Genomic DNA, 17,156 nt, shown 5'->3' with positions numbered 1-17,156 from the left:
ATGCCCAGCGGCGACTGATCTCGCTGCGTCATAGCCCGCCATTCCGGGCAGCCCGTCAGGGCTGAATCCGGAATCTCGAGATTTTCGGTGCAATTGCGCACCTGAGGGGACGATGCTGTCGGATCGCCCCGCCGAGCCCGGCAAGACAACGATCTCACGCGAATCGTCGCGGCGTCGCGACCGAGAGCGACGATGATTGACCCAGATCAAGGTCGCCGACTCGCACTCGCCTCTAGATTGTATCCAACACAACGAGGAGCGCGACCATGCGGCGGTGTGCGGGCGTGATGAGCGGGGCGATGGCTTTGGCAATGGTCGCGTCTGGATCATCTCTGGCGGACGCGTGTTCGCGCGTCCTCTGGGCCGATAATGGTCAGGCCGTTGTCACCGGGCGCAACATGGATTGGCCCGAAGACATGCGCACCGATCTCTGGGCCTTCCCGCGCGGCCTTGCGCGCAAAGGCGAGAGCGGCGACGACAACGAACTGAGCTGGACGTCGAAATACGGCAGCGTCGGCGGGGCGGTTTATAATCTGGCGATCGCCGACGGCATGAATGAAAAAGGTCTTGTCGCCAACCTGCTGTGGCTCTCCGAGAGCGATTACGGAAAGCGCGATCTCAAGCGCCCCGGCCTCGCGCTGTCGCTATGGGCGCAATACAACCTCGACAACTTTGCCACCGTTGCCGAGGCCGTGGCCGATATCGAAACCGGTCGCTATCAACTCATCACCGCCGGCATGCCCGGATACGCGACGGCGACCGTGCATCTGTCGCTTTCGGACGCGACGGGCGATTCGGCGATCATCGAAATCGTCGATAGCGGCAAGGTGCGCGTTCATCACGACCGCCGCTATCTGGTCATGACGAACTCGCCGCCCTTCCCCGAGCAGCTCGCCAATCTGAAGAAATACCACGTCTTTGGCGGCACCGAAGCGCTGCCGGGGACGAGCGAAGCGGCCGACCGCTTCGTCCGCGCCGCCTATTACATCCAGAACCAGACCAAGCCGTCGGACACCCGCCAGACCGTGGCCCGCATGTTGTCGGTCATGCGCAACGTGGCGCAGCCTTTCGTGCGGCCAGACCCGAAGCGACCGGAGGCATCGCATACGATCTGGCGGGCCGTCGCCGACTCGACCGACCGGCTCTATTTCTTCGAATCGACGCTCAGCCCGAACATCGTCTGGGTCAACTTGCCGCTCATCGACCTTTCCGTCGGCGCTCCGATCCGCAAGCTCGACCTGTCCGGGGCGGACAGAGATCTGGTCGGCGAGGTGAGCAGCCAGTTCAAGCCGGCCGCGCCGCTGGAATTCAAGAAAGGCGGCTCCTGACGGGGCGGAACCCTGAGGACAGATACAACGTCATCCTTATATCTGCGTTGTGGCGCTCGCACGCCGCGCGACATGATGCCGGGCGCTCGCCGTGCAGCCCTGCCACCGCACCGGGCCGGAAGCGCCGCGCCGTTTGTTAAGGACGGATTGTGGTGCATTGCAGCACTGAGGCTATGCGCCGGCGATGCTGTCGCACCAGAGTATTCCTGCCACATCAGCAACCTCCTGCTTTGGTCATGCCATGATCACGCACGAAATCGGCCCGGATGCCGACCGCAAGGTAAGGATCTCTCCGGTCAACTCGCACAATGAGTGGGATCCACTCGAGGAAGTGATTGTCGGAAGGCTCGAAGGCGCGACGATCCCATCCGCCCATCCGGTCGTCGCCTGTAACATTCCGGGAATGGCTGCACGGGCGCAAGCGCTGCTCGGGGGCTTCCGCTATCCAAGGATGTTGATTGAACCGGCTCAGCGCGAGCTCGATGGCTTTATTGCGTTGTTGCAGTCGCTTGGCGTGGTGGTCACCCGACCGGAACCGGTTGATTTCAAGAAGCGCTTCAGCACGCCCGAATGGTCTTCGCGCGGCTTCTGCAACTCCTGCCCGCGCGATAGCATGCTCGTGATCGGAGACGAAATTATTGAAACGCCCATGGCGTGGCCCAGCCGCTATTTCGAGACCCATTCCTTTCGTCCGGTCCTGAAGGACTATTTCCGTCGCGGCGCCCGCTGGACTGCCGCGCCACGGCCGCAACTCACGGACGAACTGTATAACGCCGATTTCAGACGGCCCGAAAAAGGTGAGCCGATGTCATATATTCTGACTGAATTCGAACCGGTGTTCGACGCTGCCGATTTCGTTCGCTGCGGGCGCGATCTGTTTGTAACCCTCAGCAATGTCACCAATGCATCCGGCATCGAATGGCTGCGCCGCCATCTCGGCGACGGCTATCGCATCCACGAGATCGAGAGCCGCTGTCGTAGCCCGATGCACATCGACACGACCATTTTGCCGCTGGGGCCGGGCAGGCTTCTGATCAATCCCGAATACATCGACGTCAGCCGCCTCCCGGACATACTGAAGAAATGGGACATTCTCGTCGCTCCCGAGCCTGATCCGATCACCGATCGCATGCTCAATATCACGTCGCTATGCGGAAAATGGCTCAACATGAATGTACTGATGGTGGACGAAAAGCGCATCATCGTTGATCCGCATCATGTGCGAACGATGCGTGCGATCGAGCAATGGGGTTTCGAGCCGATCCCCTGCGAATTCCTGCATTACGCCGCATTTGGCGGCGCATTCCATTGCGCGACACTCGACATCAGGCGGCGCGGGGCGCTCGAGAGCTATTTTTGAGGATTGGCACGCCTATCCGGACTCGAGGCGCAGTCCGACGATGCCAAGTACAATGAGACCAATCGAGGCGAGCCGGGTCGCGGTCGTCGGCTCGTCGAACAGATAGATTCCGAAGAGAGTGGCGACGGCGATGCTCGCGCCGGTCCACGCGGCGTAGGCCGTGCCCATCGGGATCGTCTTCATGGCGAGGCCAAGACAACCGACGCTGGCGCCCATAAAACCCACGGTGACCAGGATCGACGGCAGGCGCGAGAGACCTTCGGAATATTTGAGAGCGATCAGCCAACCCACCTCGCAAAGGCTGCCAATGAATAAGATCACCCAGGCCATGAGAGGTTCTCCCAAAAGATGGGCTTAACGATCCTCGACGGAGTTCGTGTCAGAATTCCACGGTCTCGCTATTCTGCCAACTCGTTTCGCCAAGCCCTTACACTTTGCATGTGCACGCTGGAAGGCTACGGAAAAGCCGGCTTGTCGGATCACCCTGGGTAAGCGGTTCAAGAGCCAACAAATATGAGTCGATCATCAATTGAGAGCTGCCTGGGCACCTGATGGAGATTTCGTCTACGGCCGCCGTGGTGATCGAACAGCACGGCATGTCGGCTCATGGCCCGAAGCGAAAGTGCTGGAGCGCGCCCGACATTTCCGGAGCTGGGGTCAGATCGGCTGTGCCACCCGCCTGCCGGCCACAGCCGCCCTTGGTCCGAAGTTGACATCCAAAATAGTAGGCTCCGGTAGAATCTACTTCGCTCTTACGACCCCGCCGCAAATCCCCCAGCCTCGAAAAAGACTGGTTGCTCGCGGTCGGCCAATCGGGATGGTGAGCCTTCGCAGGACCGCGCAGAAGTGCGGCTCGATCCCTCTTGCGGTGGTGGCCTGACGGTGGACAAGGGTGGGGAGTCGGGCGATTCAGCGATGAGCAGACGACGTAATGTCACGCCCCGGGCGTCCAGTCAGCGCGAGAGGCCGTATCGTTTGGGCATCATCACTGGAAAGCAATGAGTTGAGAAGAGAACTAGGGTTTAGTTTCCCATTTCAAACAAAACTCAATGTCGTCCCATCCGATACACGCCTTATGTTCATCCCAATTGACACAGATCTTCTTTTTTCCAAAACTTACACAGTATTTTCCCGATGCCTTTGCCAAGGATGGCTCGACATATATTGTCTTTCCATCGATCTCGGTTCGCACCAAAATGGTTTTGCCTTTTTTGTCCGTTACTGTTGTTTTGTCTTTACTGAGAAACAGATCTTCATCGGTCATGGTTCTTTCTCCTAAATTGCGCGCTGCCACTTGCGTCCCGGTTCGATGTCAAGCGGTCAACTCAATATAAAACCGACCAGCACCCGTTAGCTTGGCGCGAACTTGAATTCAGTAATTCTTACACCTAGAAGTAGAAATTATCTCAGAATACTACGTATTGATTTCGATCAAAGTCGGTCGGTCCGTCTACGACGAAAATACCCAAGCTAAAGCTGCCGGGAATGCTGGCAAGCCAGGATGTCCGCCCCAACGGTCGCGACCGGGGGGCGGCTGAGTCGGGCAAAACGCGCGAAGATTTGTGCCGGTCCGATCGTACGGGAGTGCCGTAGGGGACGAAAAATCATGGGCGCGCAAAAACTCATTTCGCCAGCCGTTTCAACGCGCAAGGGCTGGTGAGGCCGTAGTCCCGAAATTTTCCTCTTTCTTTTTATCAGAAATCATGGATGATGCACGCATCCCGCCTCGACGAGAGGGGCGTTGCGCGCGATCGTCACGACACGCGAGGCGGGGATGCGATGGACGTTTTTGCGGCGTGAGACGAACGCGGCGAGGGCGGACGTGAAGTCGTGTGGTTCTGGCATCCCGACGCTGATGCTAAGTTGCTTGGGTGATGATCCGAGCGACGACGGTGGCCAAAAAGCCCGGTGCACCGAGAAGAGCACGATATAAGCGTTAAAACCGTCGCGCAGGGAAGGCCGGGACGTCTCGGCCGAACCTGTGGTTCCTGCCCCGTGCATTTTGTTCGCACGGGGGCCATGGGGGCGGCGAGCTCCCGGCCTTCCCTGCGCCCTCTCGATCTTCGAAAGGGCATGTCGATCGCAAGACTCGGGCGTGATCCGCCGCGGGACGACGACGTCATGTCCGCTGCTGTTTGAGCTGTGAATCTGGACGTGCATCGATTGCCGTCGACCGATCGACCGGCAGCTCCAGTCGCACACTGAAGTCGCCTGCCACTCCGCTGAACCGCAGACGGCCGCCATGGGCCTGCGCGACCTCGCTCGCAATGGCGAGGCCAAGGCCTGAGCCGTGGGAGCCGTCGCCTTTCTGGAAGGGAGATAGCAATCGCTGCTGCGCCTCGGCGGCGATGCCGGGGCCGTCGTCCCAGACGATGATCGCGACATGGCTCGCCTTGCTTTCCACCGTCACCATCAACCGCATCTTTGCACCATGCGCCAGCGCGTTGTGAATGAGATTGGCGAGTGCCTCGCGCAGGCTGATGGCATCGGCGGCGATGACGGCATCGTCTTCTGCTGGCACGAAGCTGACGGAGACCTCGCGGTCGAGCGACAACGGGACGCTCTGCGACAACACCGACTTGGCCAGCGCGTTGATGTCGGTCGCGGCGAAGCGCGGCGCCTGGGCGCGGTGCTGGATCATGGCGTGATCGAGCAGTTGGCTGGTGAGGCGGGCGAGATCCGCGATGCGACTGCGCAGCCTGTCGAACGCCTTCGGGTCCTTGGTCTGATCGCTCAGCAGCTCGACCTCGGCATCGATCGCAGCGAGCGGCGTGCGCAGCTGGTGGGTGGCGTCGGCGATGAAGCGCTGCATCAGCGCGATGCGCTCGGCGAGGCGCTGCATGAAGCCGTCGATCGCGCCGACCAGCGCGCGCACCTCGCGCGGCGGCGTGATCGCGATCGGGCTGAGATCGTCCGGCCGGCGCTTGACGATCTCGGCCTCGATCCTCGTCAGCGGCGCGAACACCAGCCGCAGGCATAGCGCAGTCGCCACCAGCGCCAGCACGCTCATCGCGGCGATGAGGCCGATCGCCTTCGAGGCAAGATCCCAGGTCAGCGCGTCGCGGGCGCGCAGGGTCTGCGCCAGCACGATCTGGCTCCAGCCGTCTCCGGGCGCGCCGTCGAGCTTGCGCGCTACCGCGGCGATGCGCACGGCCTGGTCGCGATAGATGCCGTCGCGCAGCACCACGCCCTCGCGCAGCGCCCTGGCGGGCGCGGTGACGGCGAGATCGTCATAGCCGGCGACGACGACGCCGCGCGGATCGGTGACGCGATAGAACACGAGGTCATAGGCCGACAAGGTCGCAAACGCTGCCGCCGGCGGATCCAGCGTCACGACGCCGCCCTGCATGTAGATGTTCTCGGCGATCTGCACGGCGCCGCCGGCGAGCAGCTTGTCATAGGCGTCGCGCGCGGCGGTGGCGGCATATTGCCAGGCGGCGAGGCTCAGCACGACGGCGCCGACGGCCAGGATCGCGCCGATCGCGATCAACAGCCGCGCGCGCAGCGAGGTCCTGAGGTCACGAAGCGTGGAGCTGATAGCCAAGGCCGCGCTCGGTCTTGATTTCGACTGTTGTCGCCGCCAGCTTGCGCCGCAGCCGGGCGACGAACTGCTCGACGGCGTTGGGGCTCGGATCCTGGTCGAAGCTGAACAGCTGCTCGACCAGCTCCTCTTTGGCGACGTAACGCCCAGGGCGTGCGGCGAGGATTTCCAGCACGGTCAGCTCGCGCCGCGTCAGGTCCAGCGGCTGGCCGGCGACGCTGGCGGTGCGCCCGGCGCGGTCGATCACCAGCGGCCCCAGGGTCAGCAGATTGTCGGACTGGCCGGCGGCCCGGCGCAGCAGCGCCCGCGCCCGCGCCTCCAGCTCGCGATAGTCGAACGGCTTGATCAGGTAGTCGTCGGCGCCGAGGTCGAGCGCGCCGATGCGGTCGTCCACCGCCGAGCGCGCGGTCAGCACCAGCACCGGCGTGCGCAGGCCGCGCTTGCGCAGGTGCTTGAGCACGGCAAAGCCGTCCATGTTCGGCAGCATCACGTCGAGCACGATCAGGTCATAGGTCTGCACCTCGATCAGCTCGCTCGCGGTGCGGCCGTCCTTTTCCCAGTCGACGGCGTAGCCGATCCGCTCGAACCGGCTGGTCACGGCGGCGCCGATCTCGGGCGTGTCTTCCACCAGCAGGATGCGCACGGTCTCGTTGTCCGCCTCGGAGTCAGGTTCGCGTCAGTCTCCTCCTCTATCACCTCGGATAAGGGCGCCGAAGTGCACCAAGCGAAATTTCGCACTGCAATATAACGGAGGGGAGGACGCATGACCGTCCATCAATCGCCATCTCAGTTCGAGCCGCTGCTCTCCGTCGAGGGCGTGACGCTCCAGTACAAGACGCCGGACACCTTGGTCACGGCGACCTACCGCGTCGATTTCAAGGTCTTCGATTCCGACCGCTTCGTGCTGCTGGGGCCCTCCGGCTGCGGCAAATCCACGCTTCTCAAGGCGATCGGCGGTTATCTGAAGCCGACCGAGGGCCGCATCCGCCTCAAGGGCCACGATGTCACCGAGCCCGGCCCGGACCGCATGATGGTATTCCAGGAGTTCGACCAGCTGCTCCCGTGGAAGACGGTGCGCGAGAACGTCGTGTTCGCGCTGACCGCCAGCGGCCGGCTCGGCACGGCGGAAGCCAACGAGCGCGCCAAGTCCTATATCGACAAGGTCGGCCTCACCAAGTTCATCGACTCCTATCCGCATATGCTCTCCGGCGGCATGAAGCAGCGTGTCGCGATCGCCAGGGGCATGGCGATGGAGCCCGACGTGCTCTTGATGGACGAGCCGTTCGCCGCGCTTGACGCGCTGACCCGGCGCAAGATGCAGGATGAGCTGCTGCAGCTTTGGCAGGACACCCGCTTCACCGTGCTGTTCGTGACGCATTCGATCGAGGAGGCGATCAAGATCGGCTCGCGCATCCTGCTGCTGTCGCCGCATCCCGGCCGCGTCCGCGCCGAGCTCAACAGCGTGCCGCCGGGCACGATGGGCTCGCCCGAACAGGTCGCGCTCGAAGGGCGCATCAACGACATGCTGTTCGGCCATCACTGAGACACGAGGAGAGCATCATGAGCGAGACGATGGCGCTGCGCCCCGAAATCGTCAATGCAGACACGCCCCTCGGCGACGTCAAGGTCGAGGCCAGCCTGTCCTGGCTGGAACGCATCTACCACGTCGGTGCGGTCCGCAAGGCCATCATCCTGGTGGCACTCGCCGCGCTGTGGCAGGCCTATGGGCTGTGGCTCGGCAATCCCCTGTTGTTTCCGACCTTCACTGACACGCTCTCAGCCTTCTTCGAGAACATCGGTAACGGCATCATCCCTGCGCGCACCCTGGTGTCGCTGGAGACGCTGCTGATCGGCTACGGCATCGGCATCGCGCTGGCGGCCGTGCTGACCACGATCGCGATCGGCTCGCGGATCGGCGCCGACATGCTGGAGGCGCTGACCTCGATGTTCAACCCGCTGCCGGCGATCGCATTGCTGCCGCTGGCGCTGATCTGGTTCGGCCTCGGCAAAGGCAGTATCATCTTCGTGCTGGTGCATTCGGTGCTGTGGGCGATCGCGCTCAACACCCATTCCGGCTTCCGCTCGGTGTCGAACACCTTGCGCATGGTCGGCCTGAACTACGGCCTGCGCGGGTTGAAGCTGGTGCGCTTCATCCTGATCCCCGCCGCATTCCCGGCCATTCTCACCGGCCTGAAAGTCGGTTGGGCCTTCGCCTGGCGCACCCTGATCGCGGCCGAGCTGGTGTTCGGCGTGTCCTCGGGCTCCGGCGGCCTCGGCTGGTTCATCTTCGAGAACCGCAACCAGTTGGAGACGGCCAACGTCTTCGCCGGCCTGTTCACCGTGATCTTCATCGGCCTCGTCGTCGAGAACCTCGTGTTCGCGACCATCGAGCGCAAGACGGTGCGGCGCTGGGGCATGCAGCACTGATTTTCGAGTTATAAGCACAACAACACGGAAGGGAGACGACCATGTCCTGGAGCAAATCACTCACGGCCGCCGCGCTCGGCCTCACCGCGCTGCTCGGCGCCACCGGCGCTTCGCAGGCCGAGGTCAAGGAGATCAGGCTCTCCAAGGGCTACGGCATCCTCTATCTGCCGCTGATCGTGATGGAGGATCAGAAGCTGATGGAGAAGCAGGCGGAGAAGGCCGGGCTCGGTCCGTTCAAGGTGAACTGGCAGATGCTCGACGGCGGCAACATCATCAACGACGCGATGATGGCCGGCTCGCTCGACATCGCCGGCACCGGCGCGCCCGGCTTCATCACGCTGTGGGCCAAGGCCAAGGGCATTCCGGCGGTGGAGGTGGTCGGCGTCAGCGGCCTCAGCTCGACCTCGCTGTGGATGAACACCAACAATCCTGAGATCAAGTCGCTGAAGGATTTCAAGCCGAGCGACAAGATCGCCCTGCCGGGCATCAAGACCTCGCTGTCGGCGGTCATGCTGCAGATGATGGCGGCGCAGGAGTTCGGCAAGGAGAACTACGCCAAGCTCGATCCGATGACCGTCGGCCTGCCGCATCCGGAGGCGCTGGCGGCGCTCACCTCGGGCAAGACCGAGATCACGGCGCATTTCACCTCGCCGCCGTTCTCCTACATCGAGCTGAAGGATTCGAAGATTCGCCGCGTTGCCAATTCCGCCGACGTGCTCGGACGGATGACGATGGACGTGGTGTTCGCGCCCAAGCGCTTCGTCGACGCCAATCCCAAGGTCGTGCAGGCGTTCCTCGATGCGCTCGACGAGGCCTGCACGCTGATCGCCAACGACAAGGCTGCCGCGGCCGAGATCTATGCCCGCACCGCCAAGGTGAAGACCACCAAGGAGGACGTGCTGGAGATGCTGCAGGACAAGGACACCTGGTTCTCGTCGACGCCAGAGGGCGTGCTGAAGATCGCCGAGTTCATGCACGGCGTCGGCTCGATCAAGGTCAAGCCGGCGAGCTGGCAGGACATGTTCGTGACCCAGCTACGCGACCGCAAGGGCAGTTGACCGAGACCCGTCACGGCCTGCGCGGCCAATGACTGGCATCCGCGAGGTCGCCCGGGAACTCTCCCGAACCCACGCTCCGGCCGCCGAGACTTATGTCCGGCGGCCGCCGGCCGTCATTGCGCCGCTGCCCAAGCTGTGCTCTGACGAGGCGGCACAACCGGGAGAAGGGGGACGCGCGATGCGGAAATTGCTGACCGTGCTGGCGGCGCTGATGACGCTGAGCCTGACCAATTGCGGCTACAATGCCATCCAGACCAATGACGAGCAGGTCAAGGCGGCTTGGTCCGAGGTCGTCAACCAGTATCAACGCCGCGCCGACCTCGTGCCCAACCTGGTCAACAGCGTGAAGGGCTTTGCCCAGCAGGAGAAGGACGTGCTGCTCGGCGTCACCAACGCCCGCGCCAAGGTCGGCAGCGTCCAGGCCACGCCCGACGTCGTCAACGATCCCGCTGCGCTGCAGAAGTTCCAGGCCGCGCAGAGCGAACTGACCGGCGCGCTGTCGCGGCTCCTGGTTGTCACTGAGAATTATCCGCAGCTGAAATCGGACGCGCTGTTCCGCGACCTGATGTCACAGCTCGAAGGCACCGAGAACCGCATCACGGTGGCGCGCAACCGCTTCATCAAGGCGGTCCAGGAATACAACGTCGGCATCCGCACGTTCCCGAATAACCTGACCGCAATGATGTTCGGCTACAAGGAGAAGGCCAACTTCACGGTCGAGAACGAACGCGAGATCTCGGTGGCGCCGAAGGTCGATTTCAACGCGCCGTCGCCTGCGCCGTCGAAATAGCCGGAGCAGGGAATCGTGCGCGCGCTGCCGGTCCTCAAGGCGCTGCTTGCGACGCTGTTCGTCTGTCTCGCGACGATCGTGCTGGCGGACGTCGCGGTGCCGCAGCTCACCGGCCGCGTCGTCGACCAGACCGGCACGCTGTCCTCCTCGGACATCGCAGGCCTCACGCAGAAGCTGAAGGACCTGGAAACCCGCAAGGGCAGCCAGGTCGCGGTGCTGATCGTGCCGACGACGCAGCCCGAGACCATCGAGCAGTTTTCGCTCCGCGTCGCCGAGACCTGGAAGATCGGGCGCAAGAAGGTCGACGACGGCGCGCTGCTGGTGATCGCCAAGAACGACCGCAAGCTGCGCATCGAGGTCGGCTACGGCCTCGAAGGCAGCCTCACCGACGTCACCGCGCGCCGCATCATCGACGAGGTCATCACGCCGAAATTTCGCAGCGGTGATTTCGCCGGCGGCATCGGCGCCGGCGTCGATCGCATCATCGGCGTGATCAATGGCGAGACCCTGCCGGTGCCGCAGCCCCAGGCCTCGCACGGCACGGATCTCGACATCGACTCGATCTCCTCCTTCGCGCCGGTGGCGCTGTTTGGTGCGCTGGTGATCGGCGGCATCCTGCGGACCTTGCTCGGACGACTGATCGGATCGCTCGCGACTGGCGGCGCCATGGGCGTGATCGCCTGGCTGCTGGTGGGATCGGCGGGGCTGGCGGCACTGTCGGCCATCGCCGGCTTCGTCATCGCTTTCATTGCCGACAGTTTCGCCGGGATGAATACGCCGGGCAGCGGCCGCCGCGGCGGCTGGTCGAGCGGATCGTCGTCAGGCGGTTGGAGCAGCGGCAGCTCGAGCGATAGCGGCAGCTTTTCCGGCGGTGGCGGCAGCTTCGGCGGCGGCGGCGCCTCGGGCAGCTGGTAAGGACGGGACGCGCGACCATGGGCATCAAGCGGATCGGGCGGCATCTCCTGCATCATCCCTGGCAGATGAAGCGTATCTTCACGCCGGACGTGCTCGCGCGCATCGAGCAGGCGATCAAGGATGGCGAGCGCACCCATGCCGGCCAGCTTCGCTTCGTCGTCGAGGGCGCGCTCGACGGTCGGCCGCTATGGCGCGACCAACCGCCGCGCGAGCGCGCGCTGGACCTGTTCTCGCACCTGCGGATCTGGGACACCGCGCACAACAACGGCGTCCTGATCTATCTCCTGCTCGCCGATCGCGACGTCGAGATCATCGCCGACCGCGGCATCCACGACCGTGTCGGCGCGGCGGGTTGGGAGGCGATCTGCCGGGCGATGGAGGCTGAGTTTCGCCAGGGCCACTTCGAGCAGGGCGTCATGCAAGGCATCTCCGCCGTCTCACGCGAGCTCGCCAGGCACTATCCGCCGCACGCCGGCGATCCAAATGAGCTGCCCGACGCGCCAGTGGTGCTGTAGCGATCCATTCCGCGGCACACGTCTCGCTCAACCCGACTTGAAATTGGCGGGCACGATTCCAACCCCGTCATTGCGAGCGCAGCGAAGCAATCCAGACCGTCTCTGCGGAGGGATTCTGGATTGCTTCGCTGCGCCGCTGCGCTCGCAATGGCGCGGACGGAGCCGTGTTTGCCATTCACGTCGTCGTCGCAGAAGCGCCGTACCGCTTCGCCATCGCCCCCGCCATCTCCGTCATCTTCGCCCGCAACTCGGGCGGATCGAGCACTTCGACCTCCGGCCCGAAGCGCAGCAGCTCGCCAGCCGCATGCCATAGTGTTGTTCCGGTCGGGATCGTCGCGATGCGCCAGCCATCGGCATCGGCTTCGTCGGCCAGGCGCGTGCGGGCGCGCACATAGGGCTGACTCAGCGCCTCTAGCAGCCGCACGCCGAGCGGTGACAGCCGCACCGTTGCGAGCTTCGGATGCAGCTCCGCTTCCAGCCGCTCGGTCGCAGCCCGCCAATAGGCGGCGAGATCGAAGTCGGCGGGCCGCGCGAAGGTCTCCACTGTGACGGTGCAATCGAGCACGCGCGCCACGCGATAGGTGCGCACGCTGCGCTCGACCTGCCCTGCGAGATACCAGCCGCCGCCCTTGAGCACGAGGCCGAGCGGCGCCACCCGGCGCCGCTTCTCGGCGCGCCAGCTCTGATAGCGGATGTCGATCAGGCGGTCGGCGAGCAGCGCGTCCGCAATGGTTCGCAGATGCGTCGGCTCCTCGGACTCGCCGAACCAGCCAGGCGCGTCGAGATGGAAGCGCGCCTGCATGCGGCCGGCATTGGCGCGCAGGCTTTGCGGTAGTGCCGCCACCAGCTTGGTCTGCGCCGCGCTCATCGCGCCATCGAGCCCGAGCGCGGCGGCGGGGCCCGGCAGGCCCGCCATGAACAGTGCGTCGGTTTCCGTCGGCGACAGCCCGTTCAGCCGCACGCGATAGCCGTCGAGCAGGCGGAATCCGCCTTCGGCGCCGCGCTCGGCATAGACCGGGATCCCCGCCGCGGCGAGCGCGTCGATGTCGCGATAGATCGTGCGCACCGAGACCTCGCAGGCGTCTGCGAGCTCGGGCGCGGTAACCTGTCCCCTGGCCTGCAGGGTGGTGAGGATCGAGAGCAGCCGGCTCGCGCGCATGCCCTTCTTTAAACATACCTGACACACCTTGTCAGGTATGGTGTGCGACAAGCCCGCACCGCAGCCGGCAATGGGAGGACACCATCATGACCGCCGACGACAAGATCACGCTGTATTACTCACCGCAGACCCGCGCCGCCGGCACCCGCGTCCTGCTTGAGGAGCTGGGCGCGCCCTACGATCTGCATGTCCTCAACATGAAGGCGGGCGAGCAGCGCAAGCCGGAGTTCTTGGCCGTCAATCCGCTCGGCAAGGTGCCGACGATCGGACATCGCGGCCAGATCGTGACCGAGCAGGTCGCGATCTTCATCTATCTCGCTGATCTGTTTCCGCAAGCGGGGCTGACGCCGGCGCTCGACGATGCCATGCGCGGGCCCTATCTGCGCTGGGTCGCCTATTACGGTGCGTCGTTCGAGCCCGCCGTGATCGACCATTTCATGAAGCGCGAACCGGCCCCGATCACGCAGTCGCCCTATGCCGACTACGATACGATGCTGGGCGCGCTGGAGCAGCAGCTCGCCAAGGGGCCGTATCTCCTCGGCGAGCGCATGACCGCCGCCGACGTGCTGTGGGGCGTCGCCTTCAACTGGACCATGATGTTCGGCGTCGTGCCGCGCAAGGACGTGTTCGTGCGCTATGCCGAGCGCATCACCCAGCGTCCGGCGTTCCAGCGCGTCACCGCCGCGGATGCCGAGATGGCGGCCCAGCACGCGGCCGCCGCCGGCGTCTGAGCGCCGAGCGTCAGCTGTCGACGCAACGGAGCGGGGACCCGCTATCAACGGGACCTCGCTCGTGCGATTGCACGTTGTCCGCCAGGCGCGGGTCGCCGAACGTCCGGCCTCCCGCGTCGCCGTCGCTAGTTCAGGCTGATCCCGGTGAGCGGCGTGCCGTCGACGCCGTTGTTGCTGATCGCGTTGTTCTTGAAGGACGAGACGGAGCCGCCGCCGGTCTGGACGACGCCGTTGGCATTGCCCTGGATGACGGAATTTCCCAACGTCACGATGGCGCCGCTGCCGCTTGCCAGAACGCCGGTGTTGTTGAACTCGGAGGTCAGCCGGTCGAGAAACACGCCCATCCCCGGCTTTCCGGCCGGGACCGTGGCGGATATCCCGGCATTGGCATTTTCGATGGTCTTCGTGTTCGATACGAGCACGCTGATCGCACTGCTCGAATTCGCGGTTGAGACCGTGACGCCGAACGCGGACGCCTTGAGCGAGGAGTCCGCGATCACCACCTGGGCCGCACCGGTCGGCGCGACCGAGATTGCGCTTTGCGAGAAGTTCTCGAAGGTACAGTTCTCGACGACGAGCTTTCGGCCGGCCAGGAAATTGACGCCGTTGAGGCCGAGGGTTGTGCCGGCGCCGTTGATGCTCAGATTGCGCAGGATGATGACGTCGTTGGCGCCGGCATTCACGTTGATGCCGTTGGTCGCCGACGCCAGAATCGAGGCCATGGTCCCCCCGCCGTCGATCGTGATCGATTTGGTGATCGTGACGGCGCCGTAGCCGCCGGGATCGAGCACGTCGATCTCACCGCCGGCGGCGGTCTTCGAGATCGCACCGGCGAAGGTCTTGCAGGGCGCCGTGCGGCTGCACGGGTTGACGTCGTCGCCGACGCCGGACACCCAGGTCCGCGTCGCCTGCGCGTGAGCCCCTGGCGAGGCAAGGATCAAAAGTGCGGCGCACAAAAATCCGATCGAAGAAATGAGCTTTCGCATGAGCGCTCCCCTTGAAATGCTGGAAATGAAAAAATAACCCGAACGCAGAGTATTAGTCTACGAAAGCAACCAGAGCGTTCATCGAAAAGGACGAGGCGAGACGGCACATTTGCGATCGAGAACCGGCGCCCAGCCGAAACGCGGTGAGAATTCATGACGACGCCGGCAAGACAGCTCATAGTTTGCTCGCCTTCGCCCCTCCTGCCAATTGAGTGCACATTGTCCTGTGATTTGGCGCAGGCGCCTTGGAAGATCGCTCTGCGCAGGATCAACGTTTTTTTTAAGAGCGACGTAAGTAAAAATGTTTGAAGTATTCGGCGCCGCCCCTCTGGCGGAGTGGGTCGAAACTCGTTCTGCGAGATAAGTCTTTTTCGGGAGAAGTCGCGTGATTGAAAGGGTCTGGGTGAGTGACTGCTTCATGGACTCTTCCAATATTTCGAAATTCAATCTGAACCCGGATGACCAGGGCAAGGATTACTGGCAAGATACCGAATATCGGGAAGAACTGGACCGTCTGGACAAGCTCATGCGCAAGCACGAGGACGGTGAAACGTTGACGGAAGATGAGCGTCCGAAGCGGGCCTACCCGAGGTACAAGGATCGGCGCATTGGAAAGTTGTCCGATTTCTTTCGGGTCAATGCCTTCATCGTTGTCTCTTCCGATTTTGCCGAAGTGCTTGGGAGATTCGAGCTTGGAAAGGGCGGCCTGTCCAACATAGAGCTCTATCAGGGCAATCGCGTCGAACGGGTGCCGGGGGCCTGGTATTTCCTAAATCTCGGATGTCAGAAGCAGACCTTTCGTTCCGGGCGATCAACCGGCGGTTTCGTTCAGCCGGACTTGTGGCCCAAGGGCAAACTGATGGTTAGCTTGCCCAAAGACAACCAAATTGCGGTCGGGGCGGCAGCTCTGGAAGGTTGTGACCTCTGGACCGACCCGAGCCTTGCGGGTGCGCTGTTTCTGAGCGGGCGGCTCGAGGCTGCGCTGAAGGCCGCGAAGCTGACCCGTAACGTGCGGCGAGCACGGTGCATGATCGTCAATGAAGATTGAGGGGCGCAATGGGCTGAAGCCAGAGACCTCGGCATCTCTCGCAAGGGAGTTGAGGTGACAGTCCTGGACCGCAAACTTAGTTCGTGGATGGAGAGGCTTGTTAATCATCGATCACGCGCTGGGACAGCGGAACGACCGGTGGAGGCTCGGGGGCGGCCAGGAAGTTGAGGTGCTCCGCAAAGCTGCCTCTCCGATCGACGTCCATCTTCAGGCCGATACGCCCCGCCAACCTGTGGCGCGCGGCGGCGAACCAGCGAAAAACCTCGTAGAATATCGGGCAGTGGCTCTCATATCCAAAATGAGGGATCCCCACGAGACACGGTTGACCGAACCCCATTTCTTCATGATCACGCCTGGTGCCGTCGCCGTGGTAGACATTCCATCTGATGTCGGCGTTCTTCGACACCACAAGATCGCCAGCGAAGATCGAGATGTCGTGGACGATGTTGATGCCGTGATATGGACCGGTCCACGCCGGCTCGTAGTCATGAATGGCTGAAATGACTTCGCCGTCGCTCGGCAACAGGTGTCCGCCATATCTGAAGATCCAGCTGTCGAGTGTCGGCAGAAATCGGTCCGATAGCGTCAGCTCGATCGAGAATGACCTCAGATAGTCCGCCAATGCTTTGAGGCGGCTTTGCTTCTGCGCGAGAAAATAATCGAAGTTTGCCCTGATTTTTGCGTCTGACAGAACTGCCTCGCTGTCGTGAAATGGAGGCGAATAGATGGGGTAGTCGAAAAGTGCACGCCGGACTTTCCGATGATCGATCATGTTCGCAATGAAGCGCATGCTTCCTTGTCCAATCAAATGCCGTGAGCCAGGTTAGCAAGGAATTCCGGCGCCGTGTTGAACGCACCGGCTTGGATCAACCGCCTTGCTCTCCGCCCCGCACGACGGGCAATTCCCGCATCCCTCTCATGCGCCAACTGCCCGTCGAGCCAGTTTGTCGCATGTGTGCCGCCTTGCGGCGTCGGGCAAATCGCGACGATGATCCCGGCCATCCCGTTCGCGATGAGGAGGGGCGGCTCGGCCGATCGTCACGAGGCGTAGCAGCGGGGAGCGGTGGCCGTATCGGGCTTGGGGCTCTGCGCAAGCGGGCCGGCGAGCAAGCGTGGTACGGACGGTCAAGTCGTAGGGTCCTGGCATCCCGATGCCGATGCCAAGTTCGCATACAGGCTTCGCCTCGTGCGGATGACGGTGACCAGAAAGCCCGGCGCACCGGGGAGACTACAAAGCAGCCGTAACGCCATCGCGCAGGGAAGGCCGGGTGCCAGTCGGCACCCGGCCTTCCCTGCGC

At 63.3% G+C, this 17,156-nt stretch carries 17 protein-coding genes; 10 read left to right on the top strand and 7 right to left on the bottom strand.

The genetic code is table 11. The features are described from left to right. The first annotated feature begins 266 nt into the window (after positions 1 to 266). Positions 267 to 1,328 carry a linear amide C-N hydrolase gene (locus QX121_RS27005; protein WP_315783526.1) on the top strand — a complete coding sequence of 354 codons (1,062 nt, stop codon included), beginning with the start codon at positions 267 to 269 and terminating at the stop codon, positions 1,326 to 1,328. A 241-nt stretch (positions 1,329 to 1,569) separates the two neighbouring features. Next, the gene (locus tag QX121_RS27000; protein WP_315783754.1) at positions 1,570 to 2,688 is read left to right on the top strand and encodes an amidinotransferase; all 1,119 of its coding nucleotides are present in this window, start codon (positions 1,570 to 1,572) and stop codon (positions 2,686 to 2,688) included. Between the two features lie 12 nt (positions 2,689 to 2,700). On the opposite strand, the gene QX121_RS26995 is transcribed toward QX121_RS27000, so the two are convergent. The 4 genes from QX121_RS26995 to QX121_RS26980 all read right to left on the bottom strand — a co-directional run bounded on the left by QX121_RS26995 (position 2,701) and on the right by QX121_RS26980 (position 6,872). Next, on the bottom strand, positions 2,701 to 3,018 hold the full coding sequence (locus QX121_RS26995; RefSeq protein ID WP_315783524.1) for a multidrug efflux SMR transporter: 318 nt from the start codon (positions 3,016 to 3,018) through the stop codon (positions 2,701 to 2,703). Between the two features lie 685 nt (positions 3,019 to 3,703). Continuing rightward, positions 3,704 to 3,952: a hypothetical protein gene (locus QX121_RS26990; protein WP_315734314.1), complete on the bottom strand. Its 249-nt coding sequence runs from the start codon at positions 3,950 to 3,952 to the stop codon at positions 3,704 to 3,706. An 855-nt stretch (positions 3,953 to 4,807) separates the two neighbouring features. After that, entirely contained in the window at positions 4,808 to 6,232 is a 1,425-nt protein-coding gene (locus QX121_RS26985) for a sensor histidine kinase (RefSeq protein WP_315783522.1), read from the bottom strand. Further along, a complete protein-coding gene (locus QX121_RS26980) occupies positions 6,207 to 6,872 on the bottom strand; it encodes a response regulator transcription factor (RefSeq protein ID WP_315734309.1) in 666 nt (221 codons plus the stop codon). The genes QX121_RS26985 and QX121_RS26980 overlap by 26 nt, the downstream gene beginning before the upstream one ends. A gap of 120 nt (positions 6,873 to 6,992) precedes the next feature. Here QX121_RS26980 and QX121_RS26975 point away from each other — a divergent pair, with 120 nt between their 5' ends. The 6 genes from QX121_RS26975 (at position 6,993) to QX121_RS26950 (ending at position 11,934) form a co-directional block, all read left to right on the top strand. Continuing rightward, on the top strand, positions 6,993 to 7,772 hold the full coding sequence (locus QX121_RS26975) for an ABC transporter ATP-binding protein (RefSeq protein ID WP_315783520.1): 780 nt from the start codon (positions 6,993 to 6,995) through the stop codon (positions 7,770 to 7,772). Between the two features lie 17 nt (positions 7,773 to 7,789). After that, complete coding sequence (locus tag QX121_RS26970) at positions 7,790 to 8,656, top strand: ABC transporter permease (protein ID WP_315796992.1); 867 nt, start codon at positions 7,790 to 7,792, stop codon at positions 8,654 to 8,656. Between the two features lie 41 nt (positions 8,657 to 8,697). Further along, complete coding sequence (locus tag QX121_RS26965) at positions 8,698 to 9,714, top strand: ABC transporter substrate-binding protein (RefSeq protein WP_315734303.1); 1,017 nt, start codon at positions 8,698 to 8,700, stop codon at positions 9,712 to 9,714. Between the two features lie 178 nt (positions 9,715 to 9,892). Further along, positions 9,893 to 10,504: a LemA family protein gene (locus tag QX121_RS26960; protein WP_315759634.1), complete on the top strand. Its 612-nt coding sequence runs from the start codon at positions 9,893 to 9,895 to the stop codon at positions 10,502 to 10,504. A 15-nt stretch (positions 10,505 to 10,519) separates the two neighbouring features. Continuing rightward, positions 10,520 to 11,419: a YgcG family protein gene (locus QX121_RS26955; protein ID WP_315813487.1), complete on the top strand. Its 900-nt coding sequence runs from the start codon at positions 10,520 to 10,522 to the stop codon at positions 11,417 to 11,419. Positions 11,420 to 11,436: 17 nt separating this feature from the next. After that, a complete protein-coding gene (locus tag QX121_RS26950; RefSeq protein ID WP_315813486.1) occupies positions 11,437 to 11,934 on the top strand; it encodes a TPM domain-containing protein in 498 nt (165 codons plus the stop codon). A gap of 175 nt (positions 11,935 to 12,109) precedes the next feature. On the opposite strand, the gene QX121_RS26945 is transcribed toward QX121_RS26950, so the two are convergent. Next, on the bottom strand, positions 12,110 to 13,093 hold the full coding sequence (locus QX121_RS26945; RefSeq protein WP_315813485.1) for a YafY family protein: 984 nt from the start codon (positions 13,091 to 13,093) through the stop codon (positions 12,110 to 12,112). An 86-nt stretch (positions 13,094 to 13,179) separates the two neighbouring features. Here QX121_RS26945 and QX121_RS26940 point away from each other — a divergent pair, with 86 nt between their 5' ends. After that, entirely contained in the window at positions 13,180 to 13,824 is a 645-nt protein-coding gene (locus tag QX121_RS26940) for a glutathione S-transferase family protein (protein ID WP_315796988.1), read from the top strand. Between the two features lie 125 nt (positions 13,825 to 13,949). On the opposite strand, the gene QX121_RS26935 is transcribed toward QX121_RS26940, so the two are convergent. Continuing rightward, positions 13,950 to 14,810: a right-handed parallel beta-helix repeat-containing protein gene (locus tag QX121_RS26935; protein WP_315813484.1), complete on the bottom strand. Its 861-nt coding sequence runs from the start codon at positions 14,808 to 14,810 to the stop codon at positions 13,950 to 13,952. A 385-nt stretch (positions 14,811 to 15,195) separates the two neighbouring features. On the opposite strand from QX121_RS26935, the gene QX121_RS26930 reads away from it, so the two are divergent. Next, positions 15,196 to 15,858, top strand: coding sequence for a hypothetical protein (locus QX121_RS26930; RefSeq protein ID WP_315734288.1), 663 nt, complete (start codon positions 15,196 to 15,198; stop codon positions 15,856 to 15,858). Between the two features lie 100 nt (positions 15,859 to 15,958). Here the strand turns inward: QX121_RS26930 and QX121_RS26925 are convergent, their stop codons facing one another. After that, complete coding sequence (locus QX121_RS26925; protein WP_315734286.1) at positions 15,959 to 16,648, bottom strand: hypothetical protein; 690 nt, start codon at positions 16,646 to 16,648, stop codon at positions 15,959 to 15,961. Positions 16,649 to 17,156: the final 508 nt, after the last annotated feature.

It is taken from the genome of Bradyrhizobium sp. SZCCHNR2028, from assembly GCF_032380995.1.
GTDB lineage: Bacteria > Pseudomonadota > Alphaproteobacteria > Rhizobiales > Xanthobacteraceae > Bradyrhizobium.
Note: the sequence above shows the minus strand (reverse complement) of the source record. Positions and strands in the feature narration are given on the sequence as shown.